20 protein-coding genes are annotated in these 21,385 nt (G+C 62.8%); 3 read left to right on the top strand and 17 right to left on the bottom strand.

All coding sequences use genetic code 11. The features are described 5' to 3' along the window. Positions 1-42: 42 nt before the first annotated feature. The gene (locus ACN0YF_RS08385; protein ID WP_417494038.1) at positions 43-1,251 is read right to left on the bottom strand and encodes an acyltransferase family protein; all 1,209 of its coding nucleotides are present in this window, start codon (positions 1,249-1,251) and stop codon (positions 43-45) included. A 190-nt stretch (positions 1,252-1,441) separates the two neighbouring features. Here ACN0YF_RS08385 and ACN0YF_RS08390 point away from each other — a divergent pair, with 190 nt between their 5' ends. Beyond that, positions 1,442-2,290, top strand: coding sequence for a LytTR family DNA-binding domain-containing protein (locus ACN0YF_RS08390; RefSeq protein WP_417481325.1), 849 nt, complete (start codon positions 1,442-1,444; stop codon positions 2,288-2,290). 64 nt (positions 2,291-2,354) lie between these two features. Here the strand turns inward: ACN0YF_RS08390 and pnp are convergent, their stop codons facing one another. From pnp to rbfA, 4 genes are all read right to left on the bottom strand, one after another. Next, positions 2,355-4,484 (bottom strand): polyribonucleotide nucleotidyltransferase, encoded by a 2,130-nt coding sequence (pnp, locus tag ACN0YF_RS08395; protein WP_417494039.1) that lies wholly within the window; start codon positions 4,482-4,484, stop codon positions 2,355-2,357. A gap of 29 nt (positions 4,485-4,513) precedes the next feature. Then, positions 4,514-4,783, bottom strand: a complete 270-nt coding sequence (gene rpsO / locus ACN0YF_RS08400; RefSeq protein WP_417467960.1) for a 30S ribosomal protein S15 — start codon at positions 4,781-4,783, stop codon at positions 4,514-4,516. A 27-nt stretch (positions 4,784-4,810) separates the two neighbouring features. Further along, a complete protein-coding gene (gene truB / locus ACN0YF_RS08405) occupies positions 4,811-5,767 on the bottom strand; it encodes a tRNA pseudouridine(55) synthase TruB (RefSeq protein WP_417494040.1) in 957 nt (318 codons plus the stop codon). Between the two features lie 75 nt (positions 5,768-5,842). After that, entirely contained in the window at positions 5,843-6,262 is a 420-nt protein-coding gene (gene rbfA, locus ACN0YF_RS08410; RefSeq protein WP_417481322.1) for a 30S ribosome-binding factor RbfA, read from the bottom strand. 256 nt (positions 6,263-6,518) lie between these two features. Here rbfA and ACN0YF_RS08415 point away from each other — a divergent pair, with 256 nt between their 5' ends. Beyond that, complete coding sequence (locus tag ACN0YF_RS08415; protein WP_417494041.1) at positions 6,519-7,019, top strand: nuclear transport factor 2 family protein; 501 nt, start codon at positions 6,519-6,521, stop codon at positions 7,017-7,019. Beyond that, entirely contained in the window at positions 7,016-7,510 is a 495-nt protein-coding gene (locus ACN0YF_RS08420) for a nuclear transport factor 2 family protein (RefSeq protein ID WP_417494042.1), read from the top strand. The genes ACN0YF_RS08415 and ACN0YF_RS08420 overlap by 4 nt, the downstream gene beginning before the upstream one ends. A gap of 92 nt (positions 7,511-7,602) precedes the next feature. Here the strand turns inward: ACN0YF_RS08420 and infB are convergent, their stop codons facing one another. The 12 genes from infB to ACN0YF_RS08480 all read right to left on the bottom strand — a co-directional run bounded on the left by infB (position 7,603) and on the right by ACN0YF_RS08480 (position 21,367). Beyond that, positions 7,603-10,209 carry a translation initiation factor IF-2 gene (gene infB, locus ACN0YF_RS08425; RefSeq protein WP_417481319.1) on the bottom strand — a complete coding sequence of 869 codons (2,607 nt, stop codon included), beginning with the start codon at positions 10,207-10,209 and terminating at the stop codon, positions 7,603-7,605. Positions 10,210-10,368: 159 nt separating this feature from the next. Continuing rightward, on the bottom strand, positions 10,369-11,013 hold the full coding sequence (locus ACN0YF_RS08430) for an RNA-binding protein (RefSeq protein WP_417481318.1): 645 nt from the start codon (positions 11,011-11,013) through the stop codon (positions 10,369-10,371). Next, positions 10,970-12,688: a transcription termination factor NusA gene (gene nusA / locus ACN0YF_RS08435; RefSeq protein ID WP_417481317.1), complete on the bottom strand. Its 1,719-nt coding sequence runs from the start codon at positions 12,686-12,688 to the stop codon at positions 10,970-10,972. Before nusA ends, ACN0YF_RS08430 begins: the two co-directional genes overlap by 44 nt. A 31-nt stretch (positions 12,689-12,719) precedes the next feature. Then, on the bottom strand, positions 12,720-13,253 hold the full coding sequence (gene rimP / locus ACN0YF_RS08440; RefSeq protein ID WP_417481316.1) for a ribosome maturation factor RimP: 534 nt from the start codon (positions 13,251-13,253) through the stop codon (positions 12,720-12,722). Between the two features lie 94 nt (positions 13,254-13,347). Beyond that, positions 13,348-14,073, bottom strand: a complete 726-nt coding sequence (gene trmB / locus ACN0YF_RS08445; RefSeq protein ID WP_417494043.1) for a tRNA (guanosine(46)-N7)-methyltransferase TrmB — start codon at positions 14,071-14,073, stop codon at positions 13,348-13,350. A gap of 43 nt (positions 14,074-14,116) precedes the next feature. Then, a complete protein-coding gene (locus ACN0YF_RS08450) occupies positions 14,117-14,539 on the bottom strand; it encodes a helix-turn-helix domain-containing protein (protein WP_417481314.1) in 423 nt (140 codons plus the stop codon). A gap of 87 nt (positions 14,540-14,626) precedes the next feature. Then, positions 14,627-16,138, bottom strand: coding sequence for an apolipoprotein N-acyltransferase (lnt, locus tag ACN0YF_RS08455; protein ID WP_417494044.1), 1,512 nt, complete (start codon positions 16,136-16,138; stop codon positions 14,627-14,629). A 95-nt stretch (positions 16,139-16,233) separates the two neighbouring features. Beyond that, the gene (locus ACN0YF_RS08460; RefSeq protein ID WP_417481312.1) at positions 16,234-17,136 is read right to left on the bottom strand and encodes a hemolysin family protein; all 903 of its coding nucleotides are present in this window, start codon (positions 17,134-17,136) and stop codon (positions 16,234-16,236) included. Then, a complete protein-coding gene (gene ybeY, locus ACN0YF_RS08465; protein ID WP_417494045.1) occupies positions 17,129-17,611 on the bottom strand; it encodes an rRNA maturation RNase YbeY in 483 nt (160 codons plus the stop codon). Before ybeY ends, ACN0YF_RS08460 begins: the two co-directional genes overlap by 8 nt. A gap of 5 nt (positions 17,612-17,616) precedes the next feature. Continuing rightward, on the bottom strand, positions 17,617-18,540 hold the full coding sequence (locus ACN0YF_RS08470; RefSeq protein WP_417481376.1) for a PhoH family protein: 924 nt from the start codon (positions 18,538-18,540) through the stop codon (positions 17,617-17,619). Positions 18,541-18,635: 95 nt separating this feature from the next. Beyond that, positions 18,636-20,006 carry a tRNA (N6-isopentenyl adenosine(37)-C2)-methylthiotransferase MiaB gene (gene miaB / locus ACN0YF_RS08475; RefSeq protein ID WP_417494046.1) on the bottom strand — a complete coding sequence of 457 codons (1,371 nt, stop codon included), beginning with the start codon at positions 20,004-20,006 and terminating at the stop codon, positions 18,636-18,638. Positions 20,007-20,113: 107 nt separating this feature from the next. Next, positions 20,114-21,367, bottom strand: a complete 1,254-nt coding sequence (locus tag ACN0YF_RS08480; protein WP_417481309.1) for a TCR/Tet family MFS transporter — start codon at positions 21,365-21,367, stop codon at positions 20,114-20,116. Between the last annotated feature and the right edge of the window lie 18 nt (positions 21,368-21,385).

Raw genomic sequence — 21,385 nt, forward strand, 5'->3', positions numbered from 1 at the left:
TTGCGGCCAGCGAGTCTGACAAGTTTGTAATATTGCTCTGGATTACACGGTCGCACTCACAGCGCGGCCACTGCGCGGGGTAGCCTTCCATTTCAGCCCCATCACCGGCCGCAGCAGCGGCACCCGCTTCACCAGCTCATAGCCGAGGCCGCAGCCGATCACCGTCATCGCGACAAGAATCCAGAACTCGGTCCAGACGCCGAAGCCCATCGAGCCGATCCAGAAACCACCGACCACGATGATGGTCTGGTGCAGAATATAATAGGGAAAGACGGCTTCGGTGAGATAGCGGCGGGCGGCATTGTCGTGATTGAAGAAACGACGCGCGAGCCCCAGCAGGGTCAGGATAATGGCCCATGCAAAGAAGATGCGGTCGAAGCGAGCGGTCCAGACGAGAGGCATATTGTTCTCGATCGCCGGCCAGGTTGAATAGCAGGCATAGAGGAAGATGAAAGAGGACACTGTGAGCGTTCCGGCCCAGGGCAGGACCCGGTCAATCGCGCGCCAGAGCGCCTCATTGCGGGCGAAGAAATAGCCATAGAGCAGGATCAGGAAGCTGTTGGCATGATTGGCCCAGTCCCAGGTGAGGTTATGGGTGGTCGGGAAATGCTCGACCAGGGTGAAACGGATCGCCACAAAGGGCAGGAGCGGCAGAATGATCATCAGGACCGGTCCCAGCACCGGGCGCTCGAACAAGCCGCCGACTGCCCTGAGGGCCTTGCTGTCGGCCACCGCCCGCAAGGCCGGGATCACCGGCGCCAGCAGCATGCAATAAACGAACAGATAGGCGACATACCAGAGATGGTTCCAGGTTGGCGTCTCGACCGACCAGGGGCCGTCCCAGATGAAGGCGTAGCCCTGATAGAAGGTCCAGAAATCCGGCCCGATCTCGCCAGCCTCCTGCAATTGCACCCAGGTTTGTGGCGCGACGATCACATACATGCCGAACAGGATCACCGGGAAGAGCCGTACAAACCGGTCGCGGGCAAAACTCGCTGCGCCGAGCTTGTCGGACAGGAAGCGGATCGCGACCCCGGAGATGAAGAACAGCAAGGGCAGCCGCCACGGGCTGGAGAGCCACATCAAGGGCTCCATCGCGTCATTCACATGCGTGCTCTTGGCGTGCCAGCCCTCCGTGTTGAAGAACATGCCGATGTGATAAAAGATCAGCAGTCCGAACACACCGATCCGAAGCCAGTCGAGATCGAAGCGGCGGGGGCTGGGCGTGATGGCCTTGGCAGGGTTGGTCATTTTCCTGGACTCCCGGATAGAGAAGAATGGCCACCTTCATCGCCAGCGCCCGCCAGGATGGCCAGTGCCCCGGTATCGATAGCGGCCCGCCGTGACAGGCGGCTGCAGCGCGGGGACAAGCGGCGGCAAACGGGGCCAAGCGGCGCAGTGCCCGGCTTGCCTCAGCGGGTAGCAGTGGCATGATCAGGCGATGAACACGGTCGATTTTCAAAATGAACAGGACGCCGAGCGCCGCGCCACACTGCACGCCCTGCTCGCCTTTTCGGCCATGGCGCTGGCCTTCTGGGTCGTCAACGCCACCTCCATCATCATGGAGGAGGCGCGCGACGGAGAGAGCTTCAATGCCTGGAAAGCGTGGTTTCTCGAGGGCAGCAGCACGGTTTACCTGCTGATCCTGTGCTGGACAGCGGTGGGACCGTGGGAGCGCCGCTTCCCTCTCGGCGGTGCCAGCTGGACGCGCTGGCTACCCGCGCATATCGGCGGCGCCCTGGTGTTCTCGCTCCTGCACGTTACTGCCATGGGCGTCACGCGCGACGCGCTGTATCCGGTCCTGTTCAACACGGACTATCAGTTCTTCGAGAACCCGCTGCAGACCTTCATCTATGAATTGCGCAAGGATGTGCTGAGCTACATCTCGGTCCTGCTGACCCTGACCGGTTTTCGCACCATTGAATGGCACCGGCTGGAAGCCGCCGCTGCCCGGACGGAGGCGCGCACCCATCACCGGGTCAATCTCAAATGCGGCGGCCGTGTCATGCACCTTGCCGCGTCCGATTTCAGCACAGCCCGCGCGGCCGGCAATTATGTCGAGGCGCGTTTCGGCGCGCGTGAACATCTGGCGCGCATGACGCTGAATCAACTGGACCAGCTCCTGCGCGAGGCGGGAGTAGACTCGGTTCGCGTTCACCGCTCCTGGCTGGTCAATCGCGACATGATCGCGCAAACCGTCCCTACCGGCGAGGGCGATGTGACGATTACCCTGTCCAATGGCGAGACCGTCCCCGGCAGCCGCCGCTATCGCGACCGGCTCGCGGCATAGAAAAACCCGCCGGATTGCTCCGGCGGGATCTTCATTCAGATCTGATCACCAGGACCGGAGAGGCTTACGCCTCTGCAGCATCCTTGGCGATTTCGAGACCGGTTTCCTGGTCGACGACTTTCATCGACAGGCGAACCTTGCCGCGATCATCGAAGCCGAGGAGTTTGACGTAGACTTCATCGCCTTCCTTCAGCAGGTCGGACGGGTGGTTCACGCGCTCATTGCGGAGCTGGGAAACGTGGACCAGGCCGTCTTTCGGGCCGAAGAAATTCACGAAGGCACCAAAATCCATGACCTTGACGACCTTGCCCTTGTAGATCTTGCCTTCTTCAGGCTCGGCGGTGAGGCCGATGATCCAGTCGAGCGCAGCCTTGATCGAGGACGCATCCGAAGACGAGACCTTGATCACGCCTTCATCATTGACGTCGACCTTGGCACCGGTCTTTTCGACGATCTCACGGATCACCTTGCCGCCGGTTCCGATAACGTCACGGATCTTGTCGGTCGGGATGGTGATGGTTTCGATGCGCGGCGCAAATTCGCCGAGCTCGGAGCGCGAGGTGTCGAGAGCCTTGGCCATCTCGGCGAGGATGTGCATACGGCCACCCTTCGCCTGATCGAGGGCTGTGTGCATGATCTTCTCGTCGATACCGGCGATCTTGATGTCCATCTGGAGCGATGTGACACCTTCGGCCGTCCCGGCAACCTTGAAGTCCATATCGCCGAGGTGATCTTCATCACCCAGGATGTCGGACAACACGGCAACGCCTTCAGGATCCTTGATCAGGCCCATGGCGATACCCGAAACCGGACGCGTCAGAGGCACACCGGCATCCATCATCGCCAGCGAAGCACCACACACGGTGGCCATCGAGGACGAACCATTGGATTCGGTGATCTCGGACACGAGACGGATCGTGTACGGGAAGTCGGCATGCGACGGCAGAACCGCACGAACAGCGCGCCAGGCAAGCTTGCCATGGCCGATTTCGCGACGGCCCGGAGCCAGGCGGAAGGAGGTTTCACCGACCGAATATGGCGGGAAGTTATAATGGAGCATGAAGCGCTCCTTATAGGTCCCCGTCAGATCGTCGACGAATTGCTCGTCTTCGCCGGTGCCGAGCGTAGCCACGACCATCGCCTGGGTTTCACCCCGGGTGAAGAGGGCCGAACCGTGGGTGCGAGGCAGGATACCCGCCTCGGACACGATCGGACGGACCTGGTCGAGGGCACGGCCATCGATACGCTTGCCGGTCTTGATGATGCCGCCACGAACGATGGAGGCTTCAACCGATTTCATCACGTCCTTGAGAACCGTGCCGGCAATGCCGTCAGGATTGTCGTCGGAACGGGCCAGGGCTGCGACAGCCTTGGCCTTGGCTGCGTTGACAGCCGCATAACGCTCGGTCTTGTCGACATTGGTATAGGCAGTAGCCAGCTCGTCACCAATCAGCTCACGAACCTTGGCTTCAACGGCGGAATGATCTTCCGGCTCGTAATCCCAAGGCTCTTTCGCGGCTTTTTCGGCCAGACGGATGATCGCATCGATCACCGGCTGGAAAGCCTTGTGACCGGCCATGACGGCGCCAAGCATGATTTCCTCGGAAAGCTCTTTCGCTTCCGATTCAACCATCATGACGGCATCGCCGGTGCCCGCGACCACGAGGTCCAGGGCGCTGTCAGCCATTTCATAGACAGGCGGGTTGATGACGTATTCGCCATCGAAATAACCGACGCGAGCCGCGCCGATCGGACCCATGAAGGGCAGACCCGACAGGACCAGGGCGGCAGAAGCGCCGATCAGGCCAACAATGTCAGGATCGTTTTCCATGTCGTGCGAGAGCACGGTCAGCATCACCTGGACTTCGTTCTTGAAGCCTTTGGGGAAGAGCGGACGGATCGGGCGGTCAATGAGGCGCGAGGTCAGCGTCTCTTTTTCCGACGGACGGCCTTCGCGCTTGAAGAACCCACCCGGGATCTTGCCGGCGGCAAAGGTTTTTTCCTGGTAATTGACCGTGAGAGGGAAGAAGTCGGCCCCTTCCTTGACGGTCTTGACGCCAACGGCGGTGGCGAGAACAGTCGTCTCGCCATAGGTCACCATGACCGAGCCATTGGCCTGACGGGCTACTCGCCCGGTTTCGAAAGTGAGAGGGCGGCCCTCCCACTCGATCGTTTCTTTTTGAATATCGAACATATCGTCTTTCGTACGGATGCGGTCGCGGATCAGCGGCGCAAGCCAAGCTTCTCGATGATTGCCCGGTAACGAGCATCGTCTTTATTCTTCACGTAATCGAGAAGACGGCGGCGCTGGGAGACCATTTTCAGAAGGCCGCGACGCGAGTGGTTGTCCTTCTTATGGGTCTTGAAGTGCTCCGTGAGGTTCGCGATCCGCTCGGTCAGGATGGCCACTTGGACCTCCGGCGAGCCAGTATCTGCGCTACCACGGGCATGCTCTGAGATGAGCGCGGATTTGCGCTCTTGCGTAATCGACATCGGGTTCTCCTAAACTCTGTCGACCCCTTACCGGGGCAAGTTGAAAACACGCACAGGCTGGAACTTTCCGGCCCGTGCCTCGCCGATTGCCACTGCCTGCCCGTCCAGGGTCGCCAGAGCCATGAAACTACAATCCTTGCCCGCAATGGTGAGGGGGCGACGACTGGCTTTCAGCTCTTGCGCTTGACGCGGGAGCAGGACGATCGACCGTCCTAGCTTCAGATTGGATGTTTCCTCTTCGGTGATGGCCATCGCCGGGATGTCGTCCAGCGCGGTCTGTACCGGGAGCAAAGCTTCCGAAGCGGCGCCCTTATGAGCCATTTCTCGCAATCCGTCCAGCGTTGTGGATTCTGCCTCGGCGAAGCTCCCGACGACCAGACGCCGCAAGGCCACGACATGACCTTCCGTACCCAGGGCGTGAGCGAGGTCGCGCGCCATGGAGCGGACATAGGAACCCTTGCCGCAACGCATTTCAAACACGGCATGATCGGCATCGGGGCAATCGGTGAGCGTGAGGTCATCGATCCGGATCGTGCGCGCCTCGAGCTCGACTTCCTCGCCATCGCGGGCGAGGTCATAGGCGCGCTCGCCATTGACGCGGATCGCGGAAAAGATCGGCGGAACCTGCTGGATCTCGCCGGTAAAGCGCGGCAGGACAGCCTCGATTGCCGCACGCTCCGGACGCACATCGGAGGAGGCGACCAGCTTGCCTTCGGAATCGAGCGTATCCGTGCGCTCACCCCATCTGACCGTGAAGCGGTAGAGCTTGGCGCCCTCCATTGCGAAGGGCACTGTCTTCGTCGCCTCGCCGAGGGCGATCGGCAACACGCCGGTGGCGAGCGGGTCCAGCGTGCCGGCATGGCCCGCCTTCTTCGCATCGAAGATCCGGCGAACGGCCGAAACAGCCTGGGTCGAGGTCATGTCGAAAGGCTTGTCCAGGATCACCCAGCCATGGATGTCCTGGCCCTTGTTCTTGCGGGCCATGTCTGTCTCTCAAATCTGTTCGCAAAGGCGGGGCATGGCCGGACGCCGGCCCCGATACCGCCGGGACCCGGCGTCTCAGTCCTCGCTGCCGTCCTCATCGTCGGAATGCAGGTCGCGCTGGACCTGGGGCCGCGCCAGCAGCCGGTCGACATGGCTGGCGGTCTCATAACTGTTGTCGGCGTGAAAATGCAGTTCCGGCGTGAATTTCAGCTCGATCTCGCGACCCAGCCGCCCGCGCAGGAAGCTGGCGCCGCGATTGAGCGCCTTGGCCAGCGCAGCAGGCTCGCCCGGGCCCAGCGGTGCGACATAGACTTTCGCGACGCGCAAATCGGAACTCATGCGCACTTCGCTGACCGTGATCAGGGCTTTTTCAAGCTCGGGATCGCGCAGGTCTCCGCGCGCCAGCAAGGTCACCAGCGCATGCCGGATAATCTCGCCAGCGCGGAGTTGGCGCTGCGTGGCTGTCTTCGGTTCGCGGGTTGGTCTACGGGCCATAACACCTCTCCGAGGTCGGCGGCACAGGCGTCAAATCGCTGCACCGGCAAGGCGCGCGGGTGTACGCCGGTTGCGCGGGGGATGCAAGAGCCCGGGATCGACACCCTCAATGAAGGCCGGATTACAGCGTGTTCAAGAAGCACGCGAAAATGTGACCCCCGCGTGCAGGCTCGTGTCTTGCGATCAACCGGCCTCAGGCTGCACACAGGGTGGAGCGAAACGACCTGAACACTGCCATCCCGGCCGGAGCCCCGCCATGAACCGACTTGTCCTCTCCCTGCTCGCCTGCCTGACCTTGGCCGGCCCGGCCATGGCGACCGGCATAACGGGCAATTCACGCGAGATCGCCGAGGCCTATCTCGCGGCGTATCAGCGCCAGGACCATGATGCGATGCGGGCGCTCTATGCCGAAAACGCGCGCTTCATCGATCCAACCTCACTGGCGATCCCACAGATCACCGCGCCGATCGACTGGCGCGGGGCCGACGCCATCATCGCCGGCATCTCCAGCTGGGGCATCGATCATCTGAATTACACGGTCGAGCGCAGCTATGAATCCTCGGACGCCGTCATCTTCGATGGCCGCACAGTGGTGAGCTATGAGACCGCGATCGGCGAGAGGCGCTTCATCTACCCGATCATCACGATCATCACCGTGCAGGACGGCAAGGTCGTCGAGCATCGTGACTACACCGACTTCGCCGGCGCGCGCGAGCTGCCGGCACCCCCATCCCGTCAAACCAGGAGAGAAAAATGAAACGCACTCTGGTGGCCCTGGCCGCGATCATCACCCTGTCGGCCGGCGCCGGAGCGCAGGACGCTCCCGACGCTGAAAGCATCGCCCGGGCCTATATGGACGCCTATTCGGCGGCGAATATCGATGCCATGGAGCCCATGATGGCTCAAGACATGGTGTTCGATGACCCGACGGCGATGGGCGAAGGTCTCGGCCCGGAGGGGATTCATCGCGAGGGCCGCGATGCCAGCCTGGCCATGCTGCGAGACTTCATCGGCACCTATAACCCGATCGAGCTCGGCTTCGTGTGGGATACCGTCTTCGCGAGCAATGACCGGGTCGTCTTCACCGGTCACGTCAATGCCCTCTACCCGACCGAGACCGAGGGCCAGGTCTTCCGCTGGCGGGCTGACCAGGTCAGCGTGATCACAGTGCGCGACGGGCTGGTGGTCCACCACCAGGATTTCGCCAACTACGCCGCGCCCGAGCAGGGCCTGATGCCGGCGCAATAGACCCGGACGCACCGGCCCGCGGGCCACCACAAAAGCAAAAAGGGCGGCCCGTTGGAGCCGCCCTTTTCATATTCTGCATCAGAAAGTCCGGACTAGCCGTTGCTCTCAAGCTTGCGAGGCACTTCGATGATCTCGAAGCACTCGATCTTGTCGCCCTTCTGGATGTCCTGGTACTCGATGAAGCCCATACCGCACTCGGTGCCGGCTTTCACTTCCTTCACTTCTTCCTTGAAGCGTTTCAGTGTCGAGAGATGGCCTTCGTGGACGACGGTGTCGTTGCGCAGCAGGCGAACACCACAGCCGCGCTTGACGACGCCTTCGGTCACGCGGCAACCGGCAGCCTTGCCGAAGCGGGTGATGTTGAAGACTTCCAGGATGTCGGCGTAACCGATGAAGTTTTCGCGCTTCTCCGGGGCCAGCATGCCTTCCATCGTATTGCGCACATCATCGATGACATCATAGATCACCGAGTAATAGCGAATTTCGACTTTCTCACGCTCGGCCAGGTCACGGGCCTGCTTGTTGGCGCGGACATTGAAGGCGAAGATCGGGGCACCGGACGATTTGGCCAGCAGGACATCGCCTTCATTGACGCCGCCTGCCGCTGCCAGCACGATCTTGGCCTGCACTTCATCATTCCCCAGACGCTCAAGCGATTGCTTGATGGCCTCGGCGGAACCTTGCACGTCTGCCTTGATCAGCAGCGGCATTTCCTTGGTCTGGTTTTCCTGCAGACGCGCCATCATCTGCTCGAGCGAAGTGCCCAGGCCGACATTCTGGCTGCCCGACGCAGAGCGGGTCTTGCGCTGGCGGTACATCGCAATCTCGCGAGCCCGGCCTTCATTCTCGACCACGGCAAAGATCTCGCCCGGATCCGGCGCACCATCGAGACCGAGCACCTCGACCGGAACCGAAGGTCCGGCCTCGGCCAGCGTCTGGCCCCGCTCATTGGTCAGGGCGCGGACACGGCCCCACTGGCCACCCGCCACAACCAGATCGCCACGCTTCAGCGTGCCGCGGCGCACCAGAACCGTCGCGACAGAGCCGCGGCCCTTGTCGATCTTGCTCTCGATCACGACGCCTTCGGCATCGCGGTCCGGATTGGCTTTCAGGTCCAGCAGTTCGGCCTGCAGGAGGATGGCGTCGGTCAGGTCATCTAGGCCCATCCGCTTCTTGGCGGAGACATTGACGGACTGAACGTCACCGGACATGGCCTCAACGACGATGTCCTGCTGCAGCAGGTCGGTGATGACTTTTTGCGGATCGGCTTCGTGCTTGTCGATCTTGTTGACCGCAACGATGATCGGTGTGCCGGCCGCCTTGGCGAACTTGATCGCCTCGATGGTCTGCGGCTTCACGGAATCGTCGGCAGCGACCACAAGGATGACGATATCGGTCGCTTCCGCACCGCGCGAACGCATGGCGGAGAACGCGGCGTGGCCCGGCGTGTCGAGGAAGGTGATCTTCTCACCCGACTTCAACTGCACCTGATAGGCCCCGATATGCTGGGTGATGCCACCGGCTTCGCCCGAGACAACATCGGTCGAACGCAGGGCGTCAAGCAGCGAGGTCTTGCCGTGATCGACATGGCCCATGATGGCCACGACCGGCGCGCGCTTGACCTTGCTCTCTTCCGGATCATCGCTGGCAATAAAGCCGGTCTCGACATCGGATTCGGAGACGCGTTTCACCGTGTGACCGAAGTCTTCCACGATCAGTTCCGCATCATCGGCTTCAAGCACATCATCCATGCGGACCATCTGGCCCTGCTTCATCAGATATTTGATGACGTCCATGGAACGCTCGGCCATCCGGTTGGCCAGATCGGCCACGGTGATCGATTCCGGGATAACGACTTCGCGGGAAATTTTCTCGCGTGCGCTCGTGCCATCGCTGCGGCGTTGTTTCTCACGTTCACGGGCCCGGCGGACCGAAGCGAGCGAACGTTGACGCTCTTCATCACCCTCGAGGATGTTCTGGATCGTCAGCTTGCCACGACGGCGGCTGTCAGCCTTGGCGCGGGCCGGCTGTTGCTGGCCTGGCTTGACCGGACCGGCACTGACCGGCGGCCCCTTGCGTTTGACACGGCCGCCCATAGCGTCGAGCGTCGCAGCCGGATCCGGCAGATCGGCACCATCCAGCGGGCGCTGCGGGCGCTTTTCGGCGACCGGCTTGCGGCGAACTTCGCCATCACCCTTTTTCGGGCCATCACTGGTATCGCGGGAGGCATCGGCTTCGGCCAGGCGACGCGCCTCGGCGGCGGCCTCGGCTTCGCGCTGCGCTTCCTTGGCCTGATCGGCCTCGCGGGCTTTCAGCTCGTCAAGATTCTGACGCTCGGCGTCAGCCCGTGCGGCGCGTTCTGCCTCTTCCTGTTTCTTTTTGGCTTCGCGTTCAGCCGATTCAGCCCGAGCCCGGGCGATCGCGCGCTGACGCGATACGAGTTCTTCTTCGGACAAACCGAGCTGCCTGGCTTTCGCGGCCAGCGCGGACTCACCCTTGCTGGCGCCGGCGCCACCAGGGCCCCTCCCGCCGGCCGGACCGGAGTCCTTGCCTGGCGTTACCACACGTTTGCGCTTCTTCTCGACCACCACGGCCTTCGAACGTCCGCGCGCAAAACTTTGCTGCACGGTGCCCGAACCGGGTCGTTTCAGAGAGAGCGGCCGGCGGCCGGAGGAATTATTGTCGTCTGCGTCGCTCATGCGAGCCTTCCAAGTTCGGCTATCGTTTGACGGGCTTTTCCGGTAGCCGAGTGCCGGAAATCCGCGCTGTTCATACCTGTTCCGGTGTGAAGGATCGCTAACCTAGCGACCTCCACCCCGTATTCAACCGCTGTTGCGGCATGCGCCGCAGCTCCCGGTTCAGGAAGCGGGCGGCCGGAAGCCCTCAAGCTTCCTCATTGTCACCCCGAAAGCCCGCACCTGCGAACCACCGGTAAGCACTCCATGCACGACCGTGCCGCGCCCGAGTGCCTCACCCAATTGCTCGGCGGTAAAACCGCCGGCAACCGGAACCTCACCCCAGGCTGCCTGGGTCAGACGGTCCAGTTTGACCCGTCCATCCTCGGCACCGTCGACCGCCTCGATCCGCCAGGCCGGCCGTCCGGCCTTCAGGGCGATGCGAGCCGCATCAAATCCCAGCGCCACTTCACCGGCCCGCCGCGCCAGGCCCAGAAGGCTCAATGCACGGGCGGCAAGCTGCGCCTCAATCGTGTCGGCCAGCCCGTCGGGAACCTTGACGGCCCGTCCTGCTGACCGGTTGAACAGACCCTTGCGGGCGGCCGTTTCAACCGAAGCCCGGTCGGCACTGATCCAGATGCCGCGGCCGGGCAATTTGGCGGCGATGTCGGGGAAGACCTCGTCTCCCGGGCCAACCACCAGCCGGATAAGTTCCGCCTCGTCCTTGACCTCTCCGGAAGCGATACAACGCTTCTCCCGGATCGCCTGTGTCGCCGCCTTCGGATTAGTCAGCCTTCTGTTCCTCCTCGTCGGCAGCAGCCTCGTCAAGGTCGAGGCCCAATGCCGCGGCCTCGGCTTCCAGCTCTGCCAGATCCATATTCTCGACGTCGAAGACGTGGGCGTCAGGATCTTCATCCTCGACTTCCTCGACTTCACGCACCGGCAGGTCCTCCTCGGAGATCCAGCCGGCGACGACGCGGGCGCGCATGATCAGCATCTCGGCATCGTCCGCGGAAAGCTCGAAAGCCTCCAGCACGCCGGGCTGACGAACACGTTCGCCATTGACGGTTTCAAACCAGCCGCGCAGATCGTCGGTCACGAGACCGGCCAGATCCTCGACCGTCTTGATGTCATTCTCGCCGAGCGCAACAGCCATCGGCAAATCAATGCCTTCGACTTCCAGCAGGGCGTCCTCGACGCCGAGCTCCTTGCGCTTCGCATCCTGCTCGCCGGCAAGACGCTCGAGATAATCACGGGCACGCGCCTGGATTTCCTCGGCGGTGTCGTCGTCAAAGCCTTCGATCGCGGCGATTTCGCCAAGACCGACATAGGCGATGTCGGCGACATCGGTGAAGCCTTCGGTCGCCAGCAGCTGCGCGATGACTTCATCGACATCCAGCGCGCCGGTGAACAGGGCGGTGCGTTCAGCGAACTCACGCTGACGGCGTTCCGATTCTTCTTCCTCGGTGAGGATGTCGATCGACCAGCCGGTCAGTTGCGACGCCAGGCGGACATTCTGGCCGCGGCGGCCGATGGCGAGCGAGAGCTGCTCGTCAGGCACCACGACTTCAATGCGGCGGTCCTCCTCGTCGAGGACGACCTTGGACACTTCGGCCGGCTGCAGCGCGTTGACGATAAAGGTCGCCGGATCGTCAGACCACGGGATGATATCGATCTTTTCGCCAGCCAGTTCGGACACCACGGCCTGGACGCGCGAACCGCGCATACCGACACAGGCGCCGACCGGGTCGATCGACGCGTCATTGGAGATGACGGCGATCTTGGCGCGGCTGCCGGGATCACGGGCAACAGCCGAGATCTCGATAATGCCTTCGTAGACTTCCGGCACTTCCTGCGCGAACAGGGCGGCCATGAAGTCCGGATGGGCGCGCGACAGGAAGATCTGCGGACCGCGGACTTCCTCACGCACATCATAGATATAGGCACGCACGCGCTCATTCGTCTGCAAATTCTCGCGCGGGATGCCGTCGGCGCGGCGGATAATGCCCTCGGCGCGGCCGAGATCCATGATCACATTGCCGTATTCGACGCGCTTGACGATACCATTGATGATCTCGCCGACACGGTCCTTGTATTCCTCGAACTGGCGCGCACGCTCGGCTTCACGCACTTTCTGCGTGATGACCTGCTTGGCGGTCTGCGAGGCGACACGGCCGAACTCGATCGGAGGCAGCTCATCAGAGAAGACGGTGCCAATCTCGGCGGTCTTGTCGATCTTGCGCGCTTCGGCGAGAGAGATTTCCTGGCTGTCATTCTCGACTTCTTCGGCGACCGTCATGCAACGGGTCAGCGACAGCTCGCCGGTCTTCGGATCGATCTTGGCCCGGATATCGTTTTCGGCGCCGTAGCGGGATTTAGCAGCCTTTTGAATCGCTTCTTCAATCGCTTCGATCACGATCGTTTCGCTGATCGACTTCTCGGCCGCAACGGCACGCGCGATCTGCAGCAATTCAAGCCTGTTGGCGCTGACACCAATGCTCATCGGAAGTTCCCCGTTACGATGGACTGCGACATCATTCGTCTCCTTCGGTCGTCGCGGGCGCCTCGGCGCGCGCTTTCAAATTCGCCTCGATCAAGGCGTCCGTCAAAACCAGTTTGGCGTCGATGATCCAGTCAAACGGGATCAGCGTCGTATCTTCTTCGCCCTCGACATCGAGCAGGACATTCTCGCCCTCGATACCGGCCAGCATGCCCCTGAAGCGCTTGCGCCCATCGGCGAGGCGGTCGAGCTCGATCTTGGCCTCATTGCCTTCCCAGCGCGCGAAATGCGGCAGGGTGGTCAGGGGCCGGTCGATACCCGGTGAGGAGACCTCGAGATCATACTCTCCGGAAATCGGGTCTTCGGTTTCCAGGGCGCCGGAAATGCCGCGCGACAGACGCGCGCAATCCTCAACGCCAATGGAACTTTCGGGACGGTCAGCCATGATCTGCAGCCGGGCGCGTTTGCCGGACAGGACGCGCACGCGGACAATCTCCAGCCCGAGTTCGGCAGCAACCGGCTCGGCCAGATTGAGGATGCGGATATCCTGTGGTGTCTTCGTCTTCAAGCCAGCGGCTCCGTTTGCAGTAACAAAAAGAGCGGCCGCCGTTAGGCGACCGCTCGATAGCATCATCCAATGCGATCGAACTTGTGTATGGCGCTTATATAGACGCCCGGGCCGGGTTTGGCAAGACAGCGCCGCCGCGGCAGACGAAGTCCATGAAGACCGGCGCGCAATCACCCAGATTCTTGGTCTCGTAGCGCGTGCGGACATGATCGCCCGGGGCGATACGCCAGTCATCGGCCTGCCGGGCCGTCCAGTCGAAGCGGTCATCGCCGGCAAATTCGGCCATGACGTGGTCGGCATAGGACTTCACATCGGTCGCAATCCGCAATTGCCCGCCGGGCTTGAGGATGCGGGCAAACTCGTCGCGGGTCGACTGCTGGATGAAACGGCGTTTGGCGTGACGTTTCTTGTGCCAGGGATCCGGGAAGAGCAGGAAAATCCGGTCGATCGAGGTATCGGCAAAGCGCGGCAGCGCGTCACGCGCATCACCGCGATGGAGACGCACATTGGTCAGGCCGCCCTCATCGACGCCGGCCAGAGCCTTCGCCACCCCGTTGAGGAAGGGTTCGATCCCGATATAGAGGTTTTGCGGATGGGCCGTGGCCTGGGCGACGAGATGCTCGCCGCTGCCGAAACCGATCTCCAGCACATGGCCCTGCTTTCCGGGGACCAGCCGGGCTGGCACGACTTCACCCTCCGCCGGCAGATCAAGCGCCGGCAGAAGATTGTCAATCAGGGCCTGCTGGCGCGCCGAGAGCGGTTTGCCCTTGGCCCGTCCGAACAGCCGGAAATCTCCGGATGCATTGAGTTGGTCAGTCATACGCACGGCATAGCGAATTGTTTCGCCGCCTGCACGCGCAACGTCAGTGCGCCAGCTCGTCTTCTTCAGCCGCGAGCGTGCGAACAAGCTCAAGCACGCGCCGCCGGACCTTGGCATCGCTGATCCGGGAAAACGCCTCGGCAAGCGAAACACCATCTGAGCTCTGGATGAAATTGTAGACAATCGGGGTCTGGTCGCCTTCGGCCATGCCGGACACCATCGGCTTGTCGGCCAGGTCCTCGAAGAAAAACTGGACCGGCACTTCAAGCACGCGCGAAAGACGATAGAGCCGGCTTGCACCGACGCGGTTGGCGCCGCGTTCGTATTTCTGGACCTGCTGGAATGTCACGCCCAGCTCATCGCCCAGTTTTTCCTGGCTCATTTTCATCAACTGACGGCGCAGCCGAATTCTTGACCCCACATGCATGTCGACCGGATTCGGGACGCGGGGGTTCACTTTCTGCATTTATTCACCTCATTTGCGGGCCTCGTGCCCGTCGATTGCAGCCAGAAACTAACATGGGCAGGGCTGCACGGCACCATCACTATCTGGTCACCGGGTGAAGTTTAAATATTTTTCTACCACTTTACGTCGGTGCAAAATGATGCCTGCAATCACGAACCCGTTCACAATCCAGAACAACCAGTCCCCCCAGAAGGCATAAAGCGGGGCGGCGATCGGCCGCGGCAGGTCGACATCATAGGCGCCTTCGCTCGCGGGTTCGATCGCGACCGGCATGCGCCCGAAGGCGTCGATAACGCCCGAAACACCGCGTGATGCCGAGCGAATCATCGGCAAGCCGGTCTCGATCGAGCGGTAGCGGGTCTGGTTGACATGCTGCTGCGGGCCACTGGTTTCACCGAACCAGGCATCGTTGGACAGATTGAACAACCAGGATGGCCGCGGTGTGCCGGCATGGACGAAACCGGGGAAGATGCCCTCATAACAAATGAGCGGCATCATCGGCGGCGCCTCCGGCACATCCATCACGATCGGCCCGTCGCCGGGCGTGTACTGCAATCGGGCGAACTCGGAAAAACCGATCGCCGACAACAGGCCCGACAGCGGAATGCTCTCGCCGAACGGGGCGAGCAATGTCTTGTCATAGAGGCCGACATCGCGCGGCGCGCCGCCCTGATAGCGCAGCACGGCCAGCGAATTGTAATAGGTCTCGTCGTCCTCCAGCCCGCCCACGCGCCGGCTGATACCGGACATCAGGATCTGGTCATTGGCAAACAGCTCGCCGATCAGGCTCAGGGTAGCACCATCCTCGAGCATGTAGATCGGCAGGGCGCCTTCCGGCCACAAGACGTGCGTGACCTCGTCGAGACCGGGCGCGGCGGTCAGACCGAGATAGCGATCACGGGCCAGAAGGGCACCGTTCGCCCCCCATTTCTCGGCCTGGGTGATCGCGGCATGCACGATCCGCAAACGCACCCCGGGTTCAACGCCCGGATCGGGCTCCTGCAGCCGCAGGGCACCGAAACTGAACAGGATCAGCAGGATTGCCGCTCCGGCCATGGCGGGCATCAGGCGTTTCATCCGCAGCACCGGCCCGACCGCAACGGCGGGCGAGACCAGGACCAGAAGCGTGAGCAGGCTGAGCCCGTAAACGCCGAACCAGGACGCTGTCTGGCTGATCGCACCACCGGCAGGCCAGGCATAGGCCGGGAGATTCCACGGCAGGCCGCCGAACAGGTGGCCCCGCAGCCATTCGAACACCGCCAGGCATACGGCAAACACCAGCACCCGCCACTCGGAACGTTGTGCCAGCAACGCATAGCTTGCCATGGCCCCACCCCAGAAAGCAGCCAGCAGGGCGGCGAGGGCCGGGACGGCGAAGGGGATCAACGGGATGTATTCCGGGCCCCGGTTGATGAAGGCATAGGCCAGCCAGAACATGCCTGCGATGAAATAGCCGAAGCCGAACAGGAAGCCGCGCCAGAAGGCGCTGCGCAATGGCAGGGCCTTGCGGCGGGCGCCATCAACGGTCCAGAGCAGGATCGCCAGGCCCGGGATCAGGATTGGCCAGACATAGACCGGCGCCATGGCCAGGGCCGACATTGCGCCGGCCACAAACAGTATCAATGCCAATCGCCAGCCACTTGCGGCGGCGATCCCTGCGCGAAGCCGCCCGGGCGAATACCAGGCATGGCGGGTCAAGACTGGTCGGCTCCCTCGTCCGGCATCGCCGCCGCAGCGTGGGTCCAGTGTGTCGCACGGACCCGCATCCGCTTGATCCGGCGCGGATCGGCCTCCAGCACCTCGAATTCATAACCCTTGGGGTGTCGGATCACCTCGCCGCGTTCAGGCACCCGGCCCGTCAGCGTAAAGACGAGACCGCCGAGACTGTCGACATCCTCGTCCTCGTCGGGGCCGGCAATCTCTTCGCCGACCACCTGTTCGAAGGCGTCGATCTCGGCGCGGGCCTCGACATCCCAGACGCCCGGTCCGCGGGCGCGGATCGCCGGGGCATCCTCGTCATCATGCTCATCCTCGATATCACCGACGATGGGCTCGATCAGATCCTCGAAGGTCACCAGCCCGTCCGTGCCGCCATATTCATCGACAACCAGGGCCAGATGCATGCGGCGCCCCTGCATGCGGCGCAGCAGATCGGTGGCGCGCATCGAAGGCGGAGCGAACAGCAGCGGCCGCGTCATCGCCGGCAGAACCTGGCGATCAGCCCAGCCCGGCTCGCGCTCGCCCGCTTCATCGGGGGCAAGATGGACGATGAGGTCCTTGATGTGCACGACGCCGATCGGGTCATCGAGGGTTTCGCGATAGACCGGCAGGCGTGAATGCGCCGCCTTGGCGAAGGTTCGCACCAGCTCGCCAAGCGGGGTGGAAACCTCGACCCCGGTGATGTCGGCGCGCGGCACCATCACATCGACAACGCGCAGGTCATCAAGGGCATCCGGATCGATCTTGAAGGCTGGAGCCGTGGGCAGTTTGACCGGATCCGTGGGCGCATCCGGCTTGGCCGGGGCATCAGGCCCGCCGAAAATCCGCCCGAACCATGACCGGGTATCGTCGTCGGCATTGTCGTCCACACTACTCATCGGCATCCATCCCGCCGCCCGTGGTGTCGAGATAGGGGTCGGCAATACCCAACCGCGCCAGAGCCCGGCGCTCGATCTCTTCCATTACCTGGGCCTCGTCATCATCCTGGTGATCATAACCCTGAAGATGCAGGAATCCATGCACGATCAGATGACGCAGATGATCGGATGGAGACAGCGCACGGTCACCGGCCTCGCGCATGACCACACCGGAGGCCAGGGCGATATCGCCGAGATGGTTGACCGTGTGTTCCGAGGCCGGAAAGGACAGCACATTCGTAGGGTTCGGCTTTTGCCGGAAACGGCCATTGAGCTCGCTCATCGCCGCATCATCGGTCAGCAGCACCGCAATGACGCCGGGCAAGGCATCGTTGATTTCCGCACCGGCGGCTGCGATGGCCTGTTCGACCAGACGGGTCTTGCCCTCGATTGCATTCCAGGCCTCGTCTTCAACGATGACATCGACAGCATTCATCGCGCTCAGGCTCCGCCTCGCTTGTTCAGATCGTCTTCATAGGCCGCGACAATGCGGGCCACGAGGTCATGGCGCACAACATCGTCCCGGGTAAAGCGGATCGCCGCCACACCCTTGGTCTCGGCGAGAATTTCCAGCGCATGCGGCAGGCCGGACGGATCGCGCGGCAGCAGGTCACACTGGCTCGGATCGCCGGTGACCGCCATGCGCGAGCCCTCGCCAAGCCGGGTCAGCACCATCTGCATCTGGGCGCGGGACGTGTTCTGGGCCTCGTCAACAATGACAAAGGCACGGTTGAGCGTGCGCCCGCGCATGAAGGCGATCGGTGCGACCTCGATACGGCCATCGGCGCGCATGCGTTCCAGCTCGGCGCGCCCCAGCGTATCGGCCAGCGCATCCCACACAGGCAGAAGATACGGGTCGACCTTCTCATTGAGATCGCCGGGCAGGAAGCCGAGCTTCTCGCCGGCCTCGACGGCCGGGCGGGTGATGATGAGTTTCTCGAACTTGCGCTGCACCAGCATGGAGGCGCCATAGGCCACGGCCAGCAGGGTCTTGCCGGTACCGGCTGGGCCGACACCGAAGATCAGGTCATAGGCCTTTTCATTTTTCAGCGCGCGGACATAGGCGCGCTGGCCCTCGGTGCGGGCGATCAGGCTGGCGCCGCGCGGCACGCGGATGACGCCATCATCGGGCTGGACCGGAGCATCGCCGCCATCGAGCATGCGCAGGGCGGCGCGAACCGTCGCCTCGTCGCAGGTCAGGCCGTGGGCGAGGCTGGCATAGAGCCCCTTGAGCACGCGTTTGGCATCGTCACGCGCCTGCGGGTCGCCGGCCGCGATCACGATCTGGCCGCCGCCGGGCGCGCTCAGACGCACGCCGAGCTCTTCCTCGATCAGGATCAGGAAGCGGTCACCGGCACCGACCATGGCGCGCAGCCGTTCGACATCATCGAAATGCAGGCCTTCGGAGACTTCACGGCGTGGCTTGGCGGCGCGGGTTTTCGAGGGGGATTTGGGCGGCTTCACGCGACGTCTTGCTCCGCACCCACCAGCTGACCTGACAGGGAGTTCCTCGACGCGTCCTCGATCCTGACCATACCGATGCGCCCGATCAATTCGGCCGGGCCATCGACATGCACCGACTGGAGATAGGGGCTGCGGCCGTGCAGCTGCCCGGCAATCCGTCCGGCTTTCTCGAACAGCACCGGCAGGGTGCGGCCGATCTGGGAGCGGTTGAAACCGGTCTGTTGCTCATCGAGCAGGGCCTGGAGCGCGTGCAGCCGCTCCGTCTTCACGATTTCGTCGATCTGGTTCGGCATGGCCGCGCCCGGCGTTCCGGGACGGCGCGAATACTTGAACGAGAAGGCGCTGGCATAACCGATTTCACGGACGCAATTCATCGTCTCCTCGAAATCGGCATCGGTTTCACCGGGGAAACCAACAATGAAATCACCGGAAATCGCGATATCGGGCCGCACCTCACGCATGCGGGCGATCATCTCGGCGTATTCGGCATAGGTGTGCTGGCGGTTCATCGCCTTCAGGATCCGGTCCGAGCCGCTTTGAATCGGCAGGTGCAGATAAGGCATGATCCGGGGCTCATCGCGATGGGCGGCGATCAGCGTCTCATCCATATCGCGCGGATGGCTGGTCAGATAGCGGATACGCTCGATCCCGCCGATCAGGGCGAGGTGGCGCAGCAACTGGCCCAGACCCCACGGCCCGTCGGCCTCGCGGCCGGCTGGCGGCGCGCCGTGATAGGCATTGACGTTCTGGCCCAGCAAGGTGATCTCGCGCACGCCCTGGGCGGCCAGGCGGCGGATCTCGTCGACCAGCTGGTCAACCGGACGCGACCATTCGGCGCCGCGCGTATAGGGCACGACGCAGAAGGTGCAGAACTTGTCGCAACCTTCCTGCACCGTCACGAAGGCGGAATAGCCCTCGACATGACGTTTGGCCGGCAGCAGGTCGAACTTGTCCTCGACCTCGAATTCCGTGTCGAGCGCCTCGCCGCGGGCGCGATGGGCGCGGGCGATCAGCTCGGGAAGCTTGTGATAGCTCTGCGGTCCGACCACGAGATCGACCGTCGGGGCGCGGCGCATGATCTCGGCACCCTCGGCCTGGGCGACACAGCCGGCGACGGCGATCGTCATGCCGCCGCTCTCGGCCTTCGCCTCCTTGAAGGGGCGCAGGCGACCGAGGTCGGAATACAGTTTTTCCGCCGCCTTCTCGCGGATATGACAGGTATTGATGATGACCAGATCGGAGCCTTCGGCCTGATCCGAGGTCTCATAGCCAAGCGGCGTCAGAACGTCCTTCATCCTCTCGGAATCATAGACATTCATCTGGCAACCATAGGTCTTGATATAAAGGCGTTTACGCGTCGAGCTCATCGTCACTCTGGGGCAACCGCGACCGGTCGACTTGTTTCCGTCCCGGTCCATGCCGGGGAAGCCGCGGGTTATGGGCGAAACTCGCCCTCAAGGCAAGGCCTGCCGCCTCACTCCGCCTCGGCAGGCACTGCATTCTTGAGGGTTGTGGTGTCTTTGCTGCGCGAGGACAGGCCGACAATCAGTGCCAGAACCGTCAGGACCGCGGCCAGCAGGAAGGCGGCGCCGGGCAAATAGACCGGTGCGTCATCGGTGGTGAAATAGCGAAACACCAGCGGCAGGGTGAGCGGCCCGATCACCATGGACAGGCTCTGCAGGCTCGACATCGCGCCCTGCAATTCACCCTGGCTGTTGGCCGGCACGAGACGCGAGCAGATCGATTGCATCGCCGGGCCGCCAATCCCCGACAGGGATCCGAAGGCCATGATGACGTAAAAGGCCCAGACTTCGCTGACCAGGCCGTAGCCGATATAGGCCAGCGCGGCGATCGAGAAACCGATCGCATAGGATTTCCACTCGCCGATCTTCGCCACGATGATGCGGGTCAGGCCACCCTGCACAATGGCCGAGGCCAGTCCGACCGCCATCAGCGACAGGCCGATATCGCGTGGCGTCCAGTCGAAGCGCAGGGTCGAGAAATAGGTCCAGAGCGCCGGGAAGGAGGCATGCCCCAGGAAAAAGAGAAAGGCTGCCGCCAGCATGGCAAACACGACCGGATATTTGTGCATCTGGATCAGCGAGCCGAACGGATTGGCGCGGCGGATGTTGAAGGGCCGCCGGTTTTCCGCGCTCAGCGTCTCGGGCAGGATGAAATAGCCATAGATGAAATTGGCCCCGGCCAGGGCCGCGGCGGCAAAGAAGGGATAGCGCGGATCGACATCGCCGAGCAGGCCGCCGATCACCGGGCCGAGAATGAAGCCGAGACCGAAAGCCGCGCCCATCATCCCGAAACGGCCGGCGCGATCCTTGGCGTCGGTGATGTCGGCGATATAGGCATTGGCCGTCGTATAGGTCGCCCCGAACACGCCCGACAGCAGGCGGCCGACGAACAGGACGGCAAAGGTCGTCGCCGTGCCCATGATCAGATAGTCGAGCGTGAAACCGAGCATGGCGAACAGCAGGATGCCGCGGCGGCCATATCGGTCGCTCAACCCGCCAATGATCGGGGCGAAGATGAATTGCGTGAAGGCGAAAGTGCCCATCAGCAAACCGCCCATCACCGCAGCGGTTTCGACAGACTGGCCAGTCAGCTGCATGATCAGCTGCGGCATCACCGGAATGATGATGCCGAAACCGATCATGTCGATCAGCACGGTGATGAAAATGAAGACAAAGGCGTGTTTGCCGGGTGCGCGTGCGGTCATGACCGCTCCTCGATCGGG

Source organism: Maricaulis sp. (assembly GCF_048270265.1).
GTDB lineage: Bacteria > Pseudomonadota > Alphaproteobacteria > Caulobacterales > Maricaulaceae > Maricaulis.